Below are 15,904 nucleotides of genomic sequence, written 5' to 3' on the forward strand. Positions count from 1 at the left end.
AGGTTTGTAACCTAGTGGGCTAAGTCAAAACCGAGCAACAAAGAGTAAATTGCCCCTAGGCAGAACCCGAAGGGCAGCGCCTGCTTGGCATTAATGCTACGTTATCGCCTACTTATGGGGAATAACCACACCACATACGCTCTGCCTTGCCTAAATACCAAGCAGGCTGCTGCAAATTTAACCTTGAAAGGTCTACAGACCCTTGTGTATTAGCTATTCGTCTTATAGCGGGGGAATTAATACTTTGTTAATGTTCGTCGATTATTCACGGATTGAAAAGGCGGAGCGGAAATTACACGCTCTATACTCCAAATACAAAAAGAGAAACGTGCTTTATGATCATCTTTTTTATCTGCATCACAATCTTAATACTGGGATATAAGTTTTATAGCCCATTTGTTGAAAAACAAGCAGGTATGGACACAACAGTTGATACACCGCAAAAACGCTTTAGCGAAGGTGTTGACTATGTAGCCATTCACCCTGTGCGTGCATTTTTAATCCAGTTTTTAAATATTGCTGGCGTAGGCCCAATATTCGGCCCAATTTTAGGTGCGCTTTACGGCCCAGTAGCCCTAGTGTGGATAGTACTAGGTAACGTATTAGGTGGTGCGGTACATGACTTCTTCTCAGGTGTGATGAGCATTAAAGAAGATGGTAAAAGTTTACCTGAAATTGCAGGTCATTATTACAACGTAGTATTTAAAGGCTTTATGCTGATATTTACAGCCATGCTACTGTTTTTCGTAGGCGTTGTATTTATTATGAGCCCAGCGGGCTTATTAAGTAACTTAGATGTTTTTCAAGATACGTTTTTTGCTAATAACACCTTTTGGGTACTTGCCATTTTAGCGTACTACTTTTTAGCAACGTTACTACCAATTGACAAAATCATTACTAAATTTTACCCAATCTTTGGCGCATTAATGATTGTAATGACCGTTGCAATTGCCGTTTCATTATTAATTAATGCACCACATTTACCAGTGGCGGGTGATTTTTTAGCATACTTTGAAGCCGACCATGCGCACGACTTTTTAGAGCCTAACCCAGATGGTTTACCAACGTGGCCACTACTGTTTATTACCATTACCTGTGGTGCTATTAGTGGATTCCATTCTACGCAAGCGCCTATTATTGCTCGTTGTTTAACTAACGAAAAATACGTACGCCCAGTATATTACGGTGCAATGATGTGTGAAGGCATTGTAGGCTGTGTATGGGCACTTGCTGGTATTGCAGCATTCCCAGAAGGTTACGCAGGCTTAAAAGCATTGCTTGACCAAGGTGGTCCAGGCTTAGTGGTTAACCATGTAGCAAATAGTTACTTAGGTGTACTTGGTGGCATTATGGCGATTATTGCCGTAGCCGTTTTCCCTATTACATCGGGCGATACAGCGTTTCGTTCACTACGCTTAACGGTTGTTGATGCGTTTAATATTCCGCAAAGCTTACGTAACCGTTTATTGTTAGCAATCCCTATTTTAACCATTGCTTACTTTATGACTAAATTAGATTTCTCTTTAATTTGGCGTTACTTTGCATTTTCAAACATGCTGCTTTCAACAAGCGTACTATGGCTTGCTACTAAGTACTTGTTTGATAGACGTGCCTTTCATTGGATTGCAAGTGTACCTGCGGTTATTGCTACAGGTGTGACATTGTCTTACATAATGACAGCGGCCATTGGCTTTAATTTATCGGCCGATTTAGGTAAACCAATTGGTGCCGCAGTGGTTGTAATTGGCTTAGTTGGTTTAGTGTTTGTTCACACTAAACATAAGGCAAATGCCGCAGCGTAAGCGCAGTATTTATAAGCCACAAAAAACGAGCTATTTAATAGCTCGTTTTTTATGAGTAAAACAATTGATCAGTACGTTAATTAAGAACGTTGCTATTTATAAACACCTTAGTTACTAAGCTGGCTGTGTGGCAAGCTCAAAGTAGCTATTATCATCAAGTGTTTTGCTAATCATCATCGCACCTTCAAGCAGACTTACGGTATGAATAGCAGCGTGTTTAGGTTGCTGCTCACCATTGGCACGGTGCGCTTCAGTAAGCCACTCTAAATTCTGATTAAAAAAACGTTTAACTTCAAGGCGTACTTTATCCGGAAGGCTATCGCTTTCGGCCCCTAGCAAACCACATAAACACATTTTTCGGTCAGTTACTAATGCACTTCTAAAAAGCTGAGTGTACACATCAATAGGATTTTTACCGTTAGCTTTAAGTTCGCTTGGCGTGCCTAACGCATTTAAAAACGCATTGGTATATTGATGAGCAAGCTCAGCGCCTAAATCAGCTTTAGTAGGGAAGTGGTAATGAACACTGGCGCTTTTAATACCTATTTCGCTTGCCAGTTCTCTAAAGCTAAAGTTACTGTAGCCACCAAGGCGTACTTTGTTTTCTGCTGCTTTTAGTAACGCTTCTTTTTTGCTCATTTTAATTATACCTTGCTTTTAGTGACGAAATTATCGACCAGTAGGTAGCTGCTTTCAAGTCATTTATTTTAAATAAATAGCATCAATTAGTAGCCCATCAATAAAGGTTCGAATAAATAGTAAGTTTTAAATTTGACATAAAATTACTTTAACTATATAAATTACCTATCGGTAGGTAGGTTTGTGAAAACCCTTCGATATCCAACTAATTTAATAACAGGTGGTTTATGAAAATTTATGATGTAGAAAACTTCCCTAATCCACTACGTGTTCGTATAGCATTAGCTGAAAAAAATGCGACTGAACATGTTGAGTTTGTTCCGGTAGATTTACTTAATGGCGAGCATAGAACAGACGCTTTTTTAGCAAAAAACCCACTAGCAGGTGTGCCTGTACTTGAGCTTGATGATGGTACATTTATATCTGAAAGCACTGCTATTACAGAATATATTGATACTGCTTTTGAAGGGCCATCATTAATGGGGAAAACCGCAAAAGAGCGTGCAGTAATAAACATGATGCAAAAGCGCTCTGAGTCTATGGTGCTTGACGCAGTGGCTACTTATTTTCATCATGCGACAGATGGCTTAGGTCCAGAGCTTGAAACGTATCAAAACGTAGCCTGGGGTGAGAAGCAAGGCGAAAAAGCACACCAAGGGTTTAGCTATTTCAACGATGTACTAGCACAATCGACATTTGTTTGCGGTGAGCAGTTTAGTATTGCTGATATTACATTGTATGCTGGGCTTGTGTTTGCTGGGTTTGCACAAATTGCGATTCCAAGTGAACTTACACATTTAAAAGCGTGGCAAGAAAATGTAGCACAACGAGAAAGTGTTGCTGCTTAAATACACATATATATAGGAGCTTTAAATGAAAATAGCCGCCGATTTTACTCAACGTGTCGTTGTTCATAGTGAACAACTTGATTGGATCCCCTCGCCTATGGCAGGTGTAGATAGGCGCCCACTTGATAGAGTAGGCGATGAAGTAGCCCGTGCTACAAGCATTGTACGTTATGCGCCGGGCAGCGAATTCTCCCCTCATGTACATACCGGTGGTGAAGAATTTGTAGTGCTAGAAGGCGTATTTCAAGATGAGCATGGCGATTTTCCACAAGGCTCCTATATTCGTAATCCGCCACAATCAAAGCATAAACCAGGCTCACAAAATGGCTGCGTTATATTTGTTAAACTGTGGCAGTTTCAACCACAAGATAGAACTAACGTACGCCTACAAACACAGCACATGGGCAGCGTGCAACACGCCACATTTAAAGGGCTTGCCATTACACCGCTTTATAAAGATGACTTTGAAAACGTGAGCCTATTGCACTTTGAAGCCGGTGCCAATATTCAAATTAGTGCAAGCGGTGGGGCTGAGCTACTGGTGCTTGAAGGCGATATTAGTGAGCAGTCAGACACATTAACAAAGCACAGTTGGTTAAGGCTGCCTATGAATAGTGAGCTTAATATAACCGCTGGTAAGCATGGTGCAAAAGTATGGCTTAAGTTAGGCCATTTAACTGATGTTAATAAGCAAATTGAGCGTGTGCAAAATGCTTAGTTATTGCCATTATTTAGCAGTATTGTTTGATTTAGTTCAGGACTAATTAACTTAATAGGGTGTATTTTTATAGCTTAACTCAGCCAATGTTTGGCATTTGTATGTAGTTACTACTAACTTAAATAGAACAATTTAAGCCCTAGAAACAACAGGCTGTAAATATTTTAAGCGCACCCGGTTAAGGAGAGCAGCATGGTACACACAACACATGGTTTATCTATTGGTATTGAACGCGCAGGTCGAGAATTCTTTTTAAAATTAAAAGCAGTGGGTACACTCACCCATGAAGACTATAAAGTCATTACCCCCATGATCGACTCTGCCCTTGGCGAGGTTAAACACCCTATAGCAAACGTGCTTATTGATGCCAGCGAGCTAGAAGGCTGGGAGCTTCGCGCCGCGTGGGATGATTTAAAGCTTGGCGTAAGACATTCAAAAGAATTTAATAAAATTGCTATTTATGGCAATCAAGAATGGCAAGCCCGCATGGCTAAAATAGGCAATTGGTTTATCTCAGGCGAGGTGCAATACTATGAAAACGCCACCGCCGCCATCGATTGGCTTGATGAATAAAGTGATTAAAAAAGTATAAAAAAGCACTCTTACAGAGTGCTTTTTTATATATAGGAGTGTTATTAAATAGTTGAATTTGCTTTATTTCAATTGTTAATGCTGCTTAATTAAAATACACTCCTTAATATTAATAAAACTACACATTATAATAACAATGAAACATGTACTTGCCCTTTTTGTTTTACTCATATTTTCTACATCAATACATGCAAAAGACAACACCATATTTACGCCCGTGAGCGATTTATTTTTAGCTGTTTCTAACTTTGATCACGCAAAAATGCGCGCGGCTGTTGATGATTCATTTCTACTTTTAGAGCACGGTGAAGTGTGGACCATTGATGACTTTGTAAATGTTGTTAAGCCCGCTGATTACATAAGAACTAATTATTTTAGTGTTATAAATTCGCGTGTAGAAGGAAATGTTGCGTTTATTAATTACTGGAATAAAGCCAATTTTAAAAACGCCGATAAAAGTGCTGATATTTTTTGGTTAGAAAGCGTGGTTGTATCAAAAGTGGGTGACAAATGGCTATTATCGCAAATGCACTCAACCCGCTTACCGCAAGGTGAAATACCTAAAGGCGTTACTTTTATTAAGCAATAATTATAAATTAGGCTAAGCCCCGCTATATGGGGGCTTTAACTGTTTATATTACATCAGCTATTATTGTATTTATTAAAGCTTATTAGCGGTGTAAATAAATACCTTAATCACTACCTGATAGCTCATTACTGCTTAATCGGTTTCTTATTTGTTTATTTATTAATGTCGGCACTCTTTAGGCGCAATGCCAAAGGTTTTTTTAAATAGACGACTAAAGTGGCTCGCGCTATTAAATCCAACATCAAAGCACACTTGGCTAATTGCATGGCCTTGCAGTAATTGATTGCGCGCTTTTTTAAGTCTTAACTGTTGCTGCCAAAGAGCTGGGGTAGTGCCAAATGCAAGTTTAAACTGATTATAAAATTTACTGCGGCTCATGCAGGCTATTTTGCACAAGGTGTTTATGTCGAGCGTTTCGTTTAAGTGCTCTTCGATATAAAGCAGTGCATCGCTTATTTTTGTTTTAAGGCGTGTTTTATTGCAATTAGCGAGTAATAAATCGCGACTTTGTTGTTGTAACAACCGGGTGATCAATTCGTTTAACGATAAATCAATCAAGTAATGCCGCTGGGCACCTTGTTCGCTAAATAAATGCACCATGCGCTCTAATAATTGCTGTGTTTGACTATTATGTTGGCTATGCACCAATTGCGGGACATATTCGAACAGGCCGCCATCGCGTGCAAAGTTTTGTTGCATGTTAAGCGCATCCGCCACAGAGTTTATTTTATCTTTGCTAATTTCAATCGCTAAACACGTAGTTGGGGCGTGCATTGATGCCTGTGGAAAATCAATTAATACACCTTGCTCTGGCGCTAATACAAACGACTCGTGTGGTAAAAATGCTTTATGGTATTGGCTACTTTCTACGTGCATTACTTTTTTACCGCTGAGCATGGCACAAAATAGTAATTCGTTTGAATGCAGTGCCACCTTTTGTGCGCTTTGGTACGTGTCGTAAATGCTCAATTCACTATTATCTGCCGCAAACGTGACTTTATTTTCTATTAAAACATCAAGTTGCTGGCGTTTTTTGTTTAACTGAGATGTGTGCATATCAATCCTTTAGTTTTTTATTAGTGTGGACTCACAGACAACTTTTGTGGACAGCTAATCAAGTTTTTAGGTGCTCGTTAGGCTAATGTCAAACAACACTGATTAAATATAAAGCATTTTGTTTTATATAAATGTTCGACCTTTAGCTAACAACAATAAAGAGAGCACACACATGATATATGCAAATCCAGGTAGCGACGGCGCACTAGTAAATTTTAAAAACCAATACGGTAATTATATTGGCGGGGAGTGGGTAAAGCCTGTAAACGGCCAGTACTTTGATAATATAAGCCCGGTAAACGGTAAGGTATTTTGCCAAATACCTCGCTCAGATAAAGACGATATAAACCTAGCACTCGACAAAGCGCATGCAGTGCGAGATCAATGGGGCACAACCTCAGTTACCGAGCGCAGTAATATACTGTTAAAAATAGCCGACCGAATTGAGCAAAACTTAGAGTTACTGGCTGTTGCCGAAACATGGGACAACGGTAAAGCCATTCGCGAAACACTCGCGGCTGATATTCCGTTAGCGGCCGATCATTTTCGCTACTTTGCAGGGTGCCTGCGCTCGCAAGATGGCAGCATTGGCGAAATTGACGAAACCACGGTGGCATATCATTTTCACGAGCCGTTAGGTGTGGTTGGGCAAATTATCCCGTGGAACTTCCCTATTTTAATGGCCGCATGGAAACTTGCACCTGCACTTGCCGCTGGTAACTGTGTAATTTTAAAACCGGCTGAGCAAACTCCAGCTTCTATTTTAGTACTTATGGAAATTATTGGTGACTTACTGCCTGCAGGCGTACTTAATATTGTAAATGGTTTTGGTAAAGAAGCAGGCGAAGCATTGGCCACAAGCAAACGCATCGCTAAAATTGCATTTACAGGTTCTACACCTGTCGGTTCTCATATTTTAAAATGCGCTGCTGAAAATATTATCCCTTCAACGGTAGAGCTTGGCGGTAAATCGCCCAATATATTTTTTAATGATGTAATGGAAAAAGACGACGCGTTTTTATCAAAAGCCATTGAAGGCGCTGTACTTGCTTACTTTAACCAAGGTGAGGTGTGTACCTGTCCATCAAGATTATTTATTCAAGAAGATATTTACGAGCAGTTTATTGAACGCATACTTGAGCGTACTCAACAAATTAAACGTGGCAATCCACTCGACAGCGAAACCATGGTGGGCGCTCAAGCTTCAAAAGCACAGTTTGATAAAATACTTAGTTACATAGACATAGGTAAAAAAGAAGGGGCAGAGGTACTCGCTGGCGGAAACGTTGAGCAGCTAAATGACGATTTAAACGGTGGTTATTACATACAACCTACGCTACTTAAAGGCACAAACGACATGCGTGTGTTCCAAGAAGAAATTTTTGGCCCTGTTATCTCTATGTCGACCTTTAAGGATGAAGCCGAAGCACTCGAACTTGCTAACAGCTCAGAATTTGGTTTAGGTGCAGGGGTATGGAGTAGAAACATGAATCGTGCTTATCGTATGGGGCGTAAAATTGAAGCTGGTCGAGTGTGGACCAACTGTTACCACATGTACCCAGCACATGCTGCATTTGGTGGTTATAAAAAATCAGGAATAGGGCGTGAAACACACAAGTTAGCACTCGATCACTACCAACAAACTAAAAACCTATTAGTGAGCTATAGCGAAGATCCACTCGGCTTTTTTTAATAAAGCAGTTGAAACTTAAACACAACAACCATTAAGTAATGGGGGCGCTGCATATTTGTAGCGCTTTTTTATTTAGAGTGCTTTTATTTCACAGTGCTCACAACACTACTTTAAGCGTGTTGTAATATATAAGTACAATACCAGCTGTATTCAAAACGTTAAAACCTAAGCGTTTTAAATAACTCATTACCTGCGCTAAAAAACGACTTTATGATATTAATTTTTTATAAAAAGCGGCTCTAAAAATGTGCAGTGATTTATGTATTGTCGGATATTACTGATCTCCCCCATTTTGGTGTGTTACAGCATTAATGGAAACTTCTTTATAGTTAACTAATTGTTTACAGGAGGGTATTCGCTGGCTAAAATAAATACATTGTAATATAGGGACATTTGTCGGTTTATAAAGCGACATATGTCGTAGACAAAATTGTTATATGCTTAGGCAGGTTTGGAGTTTAAATTTTGAGTTTTGAGTTAAGTCAACAAGAGTGTTGTGAACATTATGGTGCTCAGTACCAACCAGTGAAAACAGGTCAGCTTGTAGCAATCTCAAAAGGCATCTATGAAGGGGTAACGCCAGTGGAAGGAGTTCGTTATCCTTCTCCAGAACATATGAGTGGTTGGTGGTTAACTACTGATGAATATGATGGAAATATTGACTCATTGCTTACAGTTCACTTCGAGCATATTATTGATAAACGCCCTGAATTAGCACTATATATGGCTTTGCCATTTGGTTATCGTTTTAATTTGGGTGGTGAAAGTGAGCATGTTTGGCTTGATCAGAAAGTGGCGCAAGAAAGCATATAACAAGTCACTAAAGAAAGACTCGTCAAGGCTTGCTCGAGTTCCTTCGTCACTTAGTTTAGCAAGCCTAAACTCGCTTCTTAGTGAAGCGTTAGAAGCCAAAGGGCATTTTACTAACGAGGAAATATGAAAAAACTATTCTCTCTAGTGTTTTTACTACTACTTGCTGGGTGTAGCAAACCGTTACCGGATGACAAATTAGTCTATGCCGGCGAGTGGAAAAGTAAAGAGATGTACCTGCTTATTTTGGAAGATGGAACAGTTTCATACCAGCGCTTGCAAAGAGGTGGAAAGACCTCTATCAATGGTCCTCTACAAGAATTTATTGGCGATGACTTCATTGTAGGGCTCAGTTTTTTAACCACCACGTTTAATGTCTCTCAGCCACCAACACTATCAAATGGGGAATGGACAATAATTGTCGATGGGGTAAAGCTTAAAAAAACAGAAGAGGATATATGAGCGAATGGCTTCTAACAAAACGCTTAAGTCGCATCCCGCTGCGCGGGCAAAAACACAGTGCGGCTTCGCTATTCTCGCACTGTGTTTTTGCCCCTTAGCTTAGTGTTATACGTCGAACAGGCATCAAGGATGATTTTTAATAAATTCATGAGAGTATTCAAAGAAACGAAAGGGATGCCAAAGTTATTCCGGTTTCAGCATATGCTCAACTCAATTACATATTCACTGATGGTGCTTTTTGCTTTCTGGCCTTGGCCAAACGGAGAGTATTCGTTGAATGGGCGCAGCCTTACTTACCAAGAATTTTGGTTAACAGGTATGGCGCCCGGCTTTCTGTTATTTAGCATACTAATCATTGCAATTTGCTTTGCTTCAGTGAATAAACACTGGGCTGGCCGTGTTGGTACTTTTTTATACTGGGCATCTATTATTGCCTTAATGTCTTTTTATTCTTTAAGTGGGATTGTAATAGGTGGGCCAATAATAGCTGTTTGGGCGTACTATGTGTTCTATAGCACTGGCATGAGGCAGTTTTTTATTCAGTCAAACGTATAACAACCCAATTAACCCTCTCACTTCGTTCGCTGGGACGCATACACGCGTGTCGGCTTCGTCATTATGCCCCACATGTCTGCGCCCGTTATTGGAAAGTTCTGTGTCAATGCAAAAAGGAGTTCACATTGATTTTAACTATCCAATCAAAGTTATTAATTAGTGCTGGTTTTCTTGCCTCAGCTTCTGCGATCTGGCATCTGCTTTGTATTTTTGGTGGGCCTAGTTGGTTTGAATTTGCTCGTGCACCACAGCAAGTTATTGAACGAGCGCAACAGGGAACTATGCTTGCACCTATTAGTACAGTATTCGTTGCCAGTTTAATGTTTGCTTGTACTATATTTGCATTTTCAGCAGCAGGGTTAGTCCGCAAAGTTCCACAGCTCAAATCAGCCTTAATTACTATTGCGGTGTTGTGTACTTTACGTGGTTTAATTGCAATTCCAACATTTGTAACCTCTTCAGGTTTTGACACTTGGCAAATTGTAGCAAGCACAGTTTGGTTTTATGTTGGCATTTGTTTTATCGCCGGTAGTATAGAACAATACAGGCTTGTTAAATAAAGCGTATAACATGCAAATTAATAGGATAACAAACAGTTAGTTTTTGTTCTTTCTTTGCTATTTTAACCAATAGTTTTGCCCATTATTTGGGTCTTATGTTTTAAGGATAAAAATTGACTCTTGGAAACTGGGATGAAGCAATACTCAAAAGCCTCTTATTTGTGGGAATAGGTATTGCTGTGTGGGCTATATTCACAGGTTTATTACCCTTATCAGTAAACGGCCTATTAGGCTCGATTGTTACATTTTTACTATATATGAGTGTTTATTTACTTATCTCTATTGTTGGGTGGTTAGTAATTGGATTTCCACTTCATTATTTTATAAGCAAATACACTAATCGCTCTTATTTATATTATGCAGCTTTACCTATGGCATTTGTGCTTCCGCCTCTATTGTATAAAGGTTCATTATTACTTGGTTGCGCGGCATTATTTCAAGCTTTGCTATTTCGTTATTACGTCTACAAAGAAATATAACAAACACCTATCTTAAATATGAACTCTGAAACGAAGTACAAATTTTACAAAGTACTGAGTTTAATAAAACTGCATATCAGACTAATCAAAGTTAACTAATAAGCGCTTTAATATTAGCTTCAATAAACAGTTAAATTTTAATAATAACTAGACTAAAGCCCTTGTATTTAGTGCTTCTCTAATACATAACCGACGGGCTCTCCTTGTGGTTTTTTGTAACTAAAACTGGCTAGTTTTACTAAAGCGCTATCGCTTTTTTGCCACTAGACAATTGCTCTGTGATTACGTACTTAATGCATAATTACATCGTAATGTAAGACCAAGTGCAACGAGTTCAAAAAGGTTACTGTGCTTATTTTTGATCATGTTGTCACCAAGCTACTTTTAAATTTATTTATAAATGGTAGGCAAGTTAGGTCTAACCGTAAACGTTAATACCAGTATTACACATCAGCATGAACATAATATTTAGTTAGATCAAATAAGTGTTATTTATTATTAAGAATGAACAATTTATACGTTTTTAAGTTAGTTACCATACATATTTACATATGTACCTTAAATCGCTTTTTTAGTATTGTTAATGAACAGTAACGTACCAGTAATTTATTTTTAGCTTAAACGGATTTTTATGACTATAAAAACAAGAATAACCAATTATGTATTGCTCCCAATTTTATTACTGTCACCAGTTGTAAATGCTGCACAAAATCCGATTATACCGACTACACCTGAGCAGTGGCGCAGCATAACAGAGCGCGATATTGAGGCAACCTATAGCATTACCGCACAAAATCACCCCGGTATGTTTGATGCTAACAACCCCGCGTTCCCTGATTTATTAAAACAGGCAAAAGCACAAGCGCTTAAACTCTCAGCACAAGCGAGTGGGCCGCAGGTTCATGCAGCGGCAATTGCGCGCTTTAGCACTATTTTACAAGATGGGCACGCGGGTGCGTTTTCAAGCGTAGATAGACCCGCGCGCCGCTGGCCCGGTTTTAGAGCTGTTTGGCGCGGTGATGCGTTAAAAGTGTATTACAGCGAAAACAAAAACATTAGCAAAGGCGACGTTGTAAGCCAATGTGATGGGCAAAGCACTGATACCTTAATGCGTGAGAGAGTGTTTAAGTTTCATGGGCAAGTTACACAGCCTGGCCATTGGTGGCAGCAAGGTTGGCGGTTACTCATTGACGAGGGCAATCCATTTTTAACTCCTCTAAAAGAATGCGAATTTGTTAAAGCCAATGGCGATACCTATACACACGTATTAAATTGGTCTGTAAGGCCTAAGTCAGTCAGTAAGCATTTAGAAAATGCCTACAACGGTGATGAACTCCCCATTGATTTAACCTGGCCTGAAAAAAATATTGCTTGGATTGCTATGCCTAGCTTTTCAGTAAACGATAAACAAACAGTTGCATACAATAAAGTGTTTGAAAAAATACAACAGCAACGTAGCAAGTTACTTACTGCAAAAGCCGTGGTATTAGATTTGCGCCATAACCAAGGTGGCTCATCTTACTGGAGCTCACAAATAGCCAAAGAACTATGGGGCAAAAAAATAGTAGAACAAAAAGCAAATAATACTTTTCAAAACACGCAAGTGTGGTGGAGAGCATCAAAAGATAATACCGACCATGTAGTGTCTTTATTAGAGGTTGTAAAAGATCAACCCGAAGTACTCAAAACTCTCAAAACCGTAGCAGCGGGTATGGCTTTATCAATTAAAAGTGATGCCCCATTTTATGTAGAACAAGAGGCTAATACGCTAAATAACATACCAAAAGAGTCGTTAGTGAGTGACTTTAAAACCAAGGTGTTTGTTATAGTGCCGCCACAATGCGCCAGTGCTTGTTTAGATGCGCTAGATAAGTTTAAGCTTTTTGAAAATACAACTTTATTTGGTGCACCAAGTAGCGCAGACTCATTATATATGGAGGTACGTTTAGCCGATTTACCTTCAGGCTTAGGCAAAGTTGTAGTGCCAAATAAAGTATATGTAAACAGAGCGCGTGGGGCAGGGGATTTTTACAAACCCGATGTTGCCTACAGCGGCATTGATTGGACAACTGATGTATTACTTGAGCAAATAAAAACGCTATAAAAAAAGCCGCTTGTTATAACAAGCGGCTTAACTTTCTAACTAGGGTTTAGTTTAAAATGTGTAACGGGCACCCACTGAGTAACGTGGACCGTACTGATTAGCAAATAAAAATTGCTCTTCGTAACGTCCGTAACCTTCTTCGGTTGCATTATTTAAGTTTATGCCATCAAAAAATACAGTTACGTTTTCGTTTACATCGTAGTTAACGCTCATATCCCATTGGCCGTAGGCTTTAGCATATTGCGGTGGCGCGTCGGCTGAGCCTTGTGCTTGGCCTACACCAATTAGGTACGAGTCGCGCCATGCATAAGTGATTTTAACCGATAGGCCGTCTTTTTCGTAAAAGCCTTGGAAGTTAGCAGAGTCACTTAAGCCTGTAAGCGGTGCTTGTTGATCAAGGCTTTCGCTATCAAATTCAACATCGCCATCTACAAACGTTGCGTTAACACCTACGCCAAAACCGGTTTCGCCAATTAAGTGCTGTAAAGCCACTTCAAAACCATCTACCGATTTGCTGTCGGTGTTTTGTGGCTGGCTTATGTTCCATACCATAAGTGGGTCATCGCTATTTGGCTCAATGACGCCATTCGCATTGCCGTAACCATTGCTAATCATTTGTGCAAAAATAGCGTCGGTAGTTGCTTGCTCACCACGTGATTCAATATCGCTTACGGCTTGTAAGTAACGTGGGCCATTTAAAATGTCGTATAGGCCATCAATCGTGGTTTGCGTAATAGTTGTTTGAATAAAGTTATCTACGTCTTTTTTAAAGTAACCAACAGAGGCATAGCTACCTTCTGCGTAGTAATACTCTAATGATAAATCGAGGTTTGTTGATTCAAACGGCAGTAAGTTTGTATTACCTTGGCTACCCGTACGCGAACCAGGTTTTGGGCTACCAGTTAAGCTGCGGCCACCGGCTAAATCACCCAGTGGTGCACGCGACATAGTTTTACCCCATGAAACACGGGCTACTACGTCTTCAGTTAAATCAACACTTACATCGATTGACGGCAGTAAAACATCGTAATCACCTTGTTGCTCTAAGAAGTTATCATCGCCGCCAGCAGCGTATTGCATGATCCACTCTGAGGCGCTGATCCAGTTAACTTGCTCTTCAACACGTTGGCGTACAGTGCTGGTTACGTCTGTTTGCTCGTAGCGTAGACCTGCATTTACTTTTACGTAGTAGTCACTTACATCAAACTCCCAGCTTGATTGAATGTAAAAGCTATTAGTGATTTCTTCTACGTAGCTTTCGCTGTCAATGCCATCCATATAGGCATTGGCCGCATATGCATCGCCACCTGTAACATCTGCTGTTAAGTATGCAATTTGGCGTGCTACGGCTTCGTCAAAATCGTAGGTGTAGTAGTAACCTGGTTGTAAATCGCTGCCACCACCATCAAACTGATCTAAAAGGCCCGACGTATCGTGGCGAGTAAACATGCTATCTGGGAATATTTCTGTGTACGATGGGTTAAAACCAGGGCCGCCCACTAAGCCACTCCATGCAGTGTAACCGCCGGTGTTTTGTTCAGTGCGTGATGCGCCAAATTTAACTTTAACTAGGCCAATATCATAGCTTTCGTTGTACCACGTAGTATGTAGTTGTAACTGTTCAATGTTAGATTCACCTGGCGAGTGCGTAAATTGGCTAAAGTTAGAATCAATTTCACCTGGCGTTAATTCGCTTGTGCCATTTAACCAGTTAACTTGTGCACTTGGAATTTCGCCTGTGCGGTAATCGTAAATTTTATTAGCGAGCTGATCTGAGCCCAAAATCACTTGGCCTGTACTGCCTAGCCCGTCATCGGCGCCGTTGTCGGTTTCGTTTTTAGAGTCGTGATAATCAAGCTCAATGTGCCATATGTCGTTTATTTCCCAATCTAGGTTTAAACCAATAGAGCGGGCTTTTACTTCTGTAGTGCCTTTGTTGGCTGTAAACGAGGCATCGTTACCGCTAATATCGGCATAAACGGCTGTGCCATTTTCATCAAGCTCGTAGCCATTAATATTGCTACCAAAGTCGTTCCAAATACCCCAGCCAATACTTTCAGAACCGGTTACAGCTTTACTTGCTGTGTAATCAAGTGTGGCTACAAAGCCATCAACCGGTTCATATTGAAAAGTTACTTGGCCATTAGTACGTTCACGTTCTACATCTTCAATAGAGTAGTTCATGTCTTTAGGGAAGTAGTAGTTACCTGTTGGGTCTGTACGGTTATCAACTACATTACTGCTATCTAATTCAGGCAGGTCTACATTGGCTTGCCAACCTTGAATATTGGCACTTTGTTTTTGAAAGTCACGCTCTTGATGCGAAAACGAGAAACCAAAACCAAATCTGTCATCTGCAAATGTATTGCTATAAACAGCCGAAAGCTCAGGAGTTACATCATCGCCGGCTTCGTTAGACGAGTCGTGATTTGCTTTAATAGTTGCTGAAAAATTTTGACCCGGCTTTTGAAAAGGGCGTGCAGTAGAAATGTTTACCGTAGCACCCAAGCCACCGCTTGGTACATCGGCGCGGGCTGTTTTAAATACTTCTAGCGCGCTTACACCTTCAGAGGCAATGTTTTCAAGGTTGTACGAGCGTGTATAACCTGTGCCTGGCATTTGGCGGCCGTTTAGCGTAATTAAGTTAAACTCTGGGCCAAAACCACGTACTGTAATTTGGCTACCTTCACCGTTCGCACGACTTACCGATACACCGGTAATACGTTGTAGTGATTCTGCTAAGTTTGTGTCTGGAAATTTACCCATTTCTTCAGCTGAAATGGCATCTACCACGCCAGATGAGTCGCGTTTCATATCCATAGAACGAATAAGTGAACCACGAATACCTTTTACTTCAATAACTTCTACATCAGGAGATGCTGCTGTGTCTGCTTCGGCGGCAATAGCCGTATTTAACGTGCTCGCAGCAATGATAAGAGACACAGAAGCCGCAAGTTGGCTCTTTTTAAAATTGAATGTGTTCATAATAGCTCTGCTT

Annotated in this window: 14 protein-coding genes; 11 read left to right on the top strand and 3 right to left on the bottom strand. The window is 40.2% G+C overall.

Annotation, left to right across the window (positions count from 1 at the left end; genetic code table 11):
• Positions 1-335: 335 nt before the first annotated feature.
• Positions 336-1,802 carry a carbon starvation CstA family protein gene (locus CWC11_RS13765; RefSeq protein ID WP_138683150.1) on the top strand — a complete coding sequence of 489 codons (1,467 nt, stop codon included), beginning with the start codon at positions 336-338 and terminating at the stop codon, positions 1,800-1,802.
• A 114-nt stretch (positions 1,803-1,916) separates the two neighbouring features.
• On the opposite strand, the gene CWC11_RS13770 is transcribed toward CWC11_RS13765, so the two are convergent.
• Entirely contained in the window at positions 1,917-2,441 is a 525-nt protein-coding gene (locus tag CWC11_RS13770; RefSeq protein ID WP_138683151.1) for a TetR/AcrR family transcriptional regulator, read from the bottom strand.
• A gap of 227 nt (positions 2,442-2,668) precedes the next feature.
• On the opposite strand from CWC11_RS13770, the gene CWC11_RS13775 reads away from it, so the two are divergent.
• From CWC11_RS13775 to CWC11_RS13790, 4 genes are all read left to right on the top strand, one after another.
• Entirely contained in the window at positions 2,669-3,289 is a 621-nt protein-coding gene (locus CWC11_RS13775; RefSeq protein WP_138683152.1) for a glutathione S-transferase family protein, read from the top strand.
• Positions 3,290-3,314: 25 nt separating this feature from the next.
• Complete coding sequence (locus tag CWC11_RS13780) at positions 3,315-4,007, top strand: cupin domain-containing protein (RefSeq protein ID WP_138683153.1); 693 nt, start codon at positions 3,315-3,317, stop codon at positions 4,005-4,007.
• A 192-nt stretch (positions 4,008-4,199) separates the two neighbouring features.
• Entirely contained in the window at positions 4,200-4,580 is a 381-nt protein-coding gene (locus CWC11_RS13785) for a SpoIIAA family protein (protein ID WP_024032784.1), read from the top strand.
• Positions 4,581-4,734: 154 nt separating this feature from the next.
• Entirely contained in the window at positions 4,735-5,187 is a 453-nt protein-coding gene (locus CWC11_RS13790; protein WP_138683154.1) for a nuclear transport factor 2 family protein, read from the top strand.
• A gap of 159 nt (positions 5,188-5,346) precedes the next feature.
• On the opposite strand, the gene CWC11_RS13795 is transcribed toward CWC11_RS13790, so the two are convergent.
• On the bottom strand, positions 5,347-6,243 hold the full coding sequence (locus tag CWC11_RS13795; RefSeq protein WP_138683155.1) for an AraC family transcriptional regulator: 897 nt from the start codon (positions 6,241-6,243) through the stop codon (positions 5,347-5,349).
• A 172-nt stretch (positions 6,244-6,415) separates the two neighbouring features.
• Between CWC11_RS13795 and exaC the strand changes: the two genes are divergently transcribed.
• From exaC to CWC11_RS13830, 6 genes are all read left to right on the top strand, one after another.
• Positions 6,416-7,936, top strand: coding sequence for an acetaldehyde dehydrogenase ExaC (exaC, locus tag CWC11_RS13800; RefSeq protein WP_138683156.1), 1,521 nt, complete (start codon positions 6,416-6,418; stop codon positions 7,934-7,936).
• Between the two features lie 465 nt (positions 7,937-8,401).
• On the top strand, positions 8,402-8,749 hold the full coding sequence (locus CWC11_RS13805; RefSeq protein WP_138683157.1) for an immunity protein Imm33 domain-containing protein: 348 nt from the start codon (positions 8,402-8,404) through the stop codon (positions 8,747-8,749).
• Between the two features lie 123 nt (positions 8,750-8,872).
• Positions 8,873-9,208: a hypothetical protein gene (locus tag CWC11_RS13810; protein ID WP_138683158.1), complete on the top strand. Its 336-nt coding sequence runs from the start codon at positions 8,873-8,875 to the stop codon at positions 9,206-9,208.
• Positions 9,209-9,337: 129 nt separating this feature from the next.
• Positions 9,338-9,763, top strand: a complete 426-nt coding sequence (locus CWC11_RS13815) for a hypothetical protein (RefSeq protein ID WP_138683159.1) — start codon at positions 9,338-9,340, stop codon at positions 9,761-9,763.
• A gap of 125 nt (positions 9,764-9,888) precedes the next feature.
• On the top strand, positions 9,889-10,323 hold the full coding sequence (locus tag CWC11_RS13820) for a hypothetical protein (protein ID WP_138683160.1): 435 nt from the start codon (positions 9,889-9,891) through the stop codon (positions 10,321-10,323).
• 1,110 nt (positions 10,324-11,433) lie between these two features.
• Complete coding sequence (locus CWC11_RS13830; protein WP_138683162.1) at positions 11,434-12,906, top strand: S41 family peptidase; 1,473 nt, start codon at positions 11,434-11,436, stop codon at positions 12,904-12,906.
• Positions 12,907-12,957: 51 nt separating this feature from the next.
• On the opposite strand, the gene CWC11_RS13835 is transcribed toward CWC11_RS13830, so the two are convergent.
• Entirely contained in the window at positions 12,958-15,891 is a 2,934-nt protein-coding gene (locus CWC11_RS13835) for a TonB-dependent receptor (protein WP_138683163.1), read from the bottom strand.
• Positions 15,892-15,904 lie beyond the last annotated feature (13 nt).

The organism is Pseudoalteromonas sp. S3178 (assembly GCF_005886985.1).
GTDB classification, from domain to species: Bacteria; Pseudomonadota; Gammaproteobacteria; order Enterobacterales; family Alteromonadaceae; genus Pseudoalteromonas; species Pseudoalteromonas carrageenovora.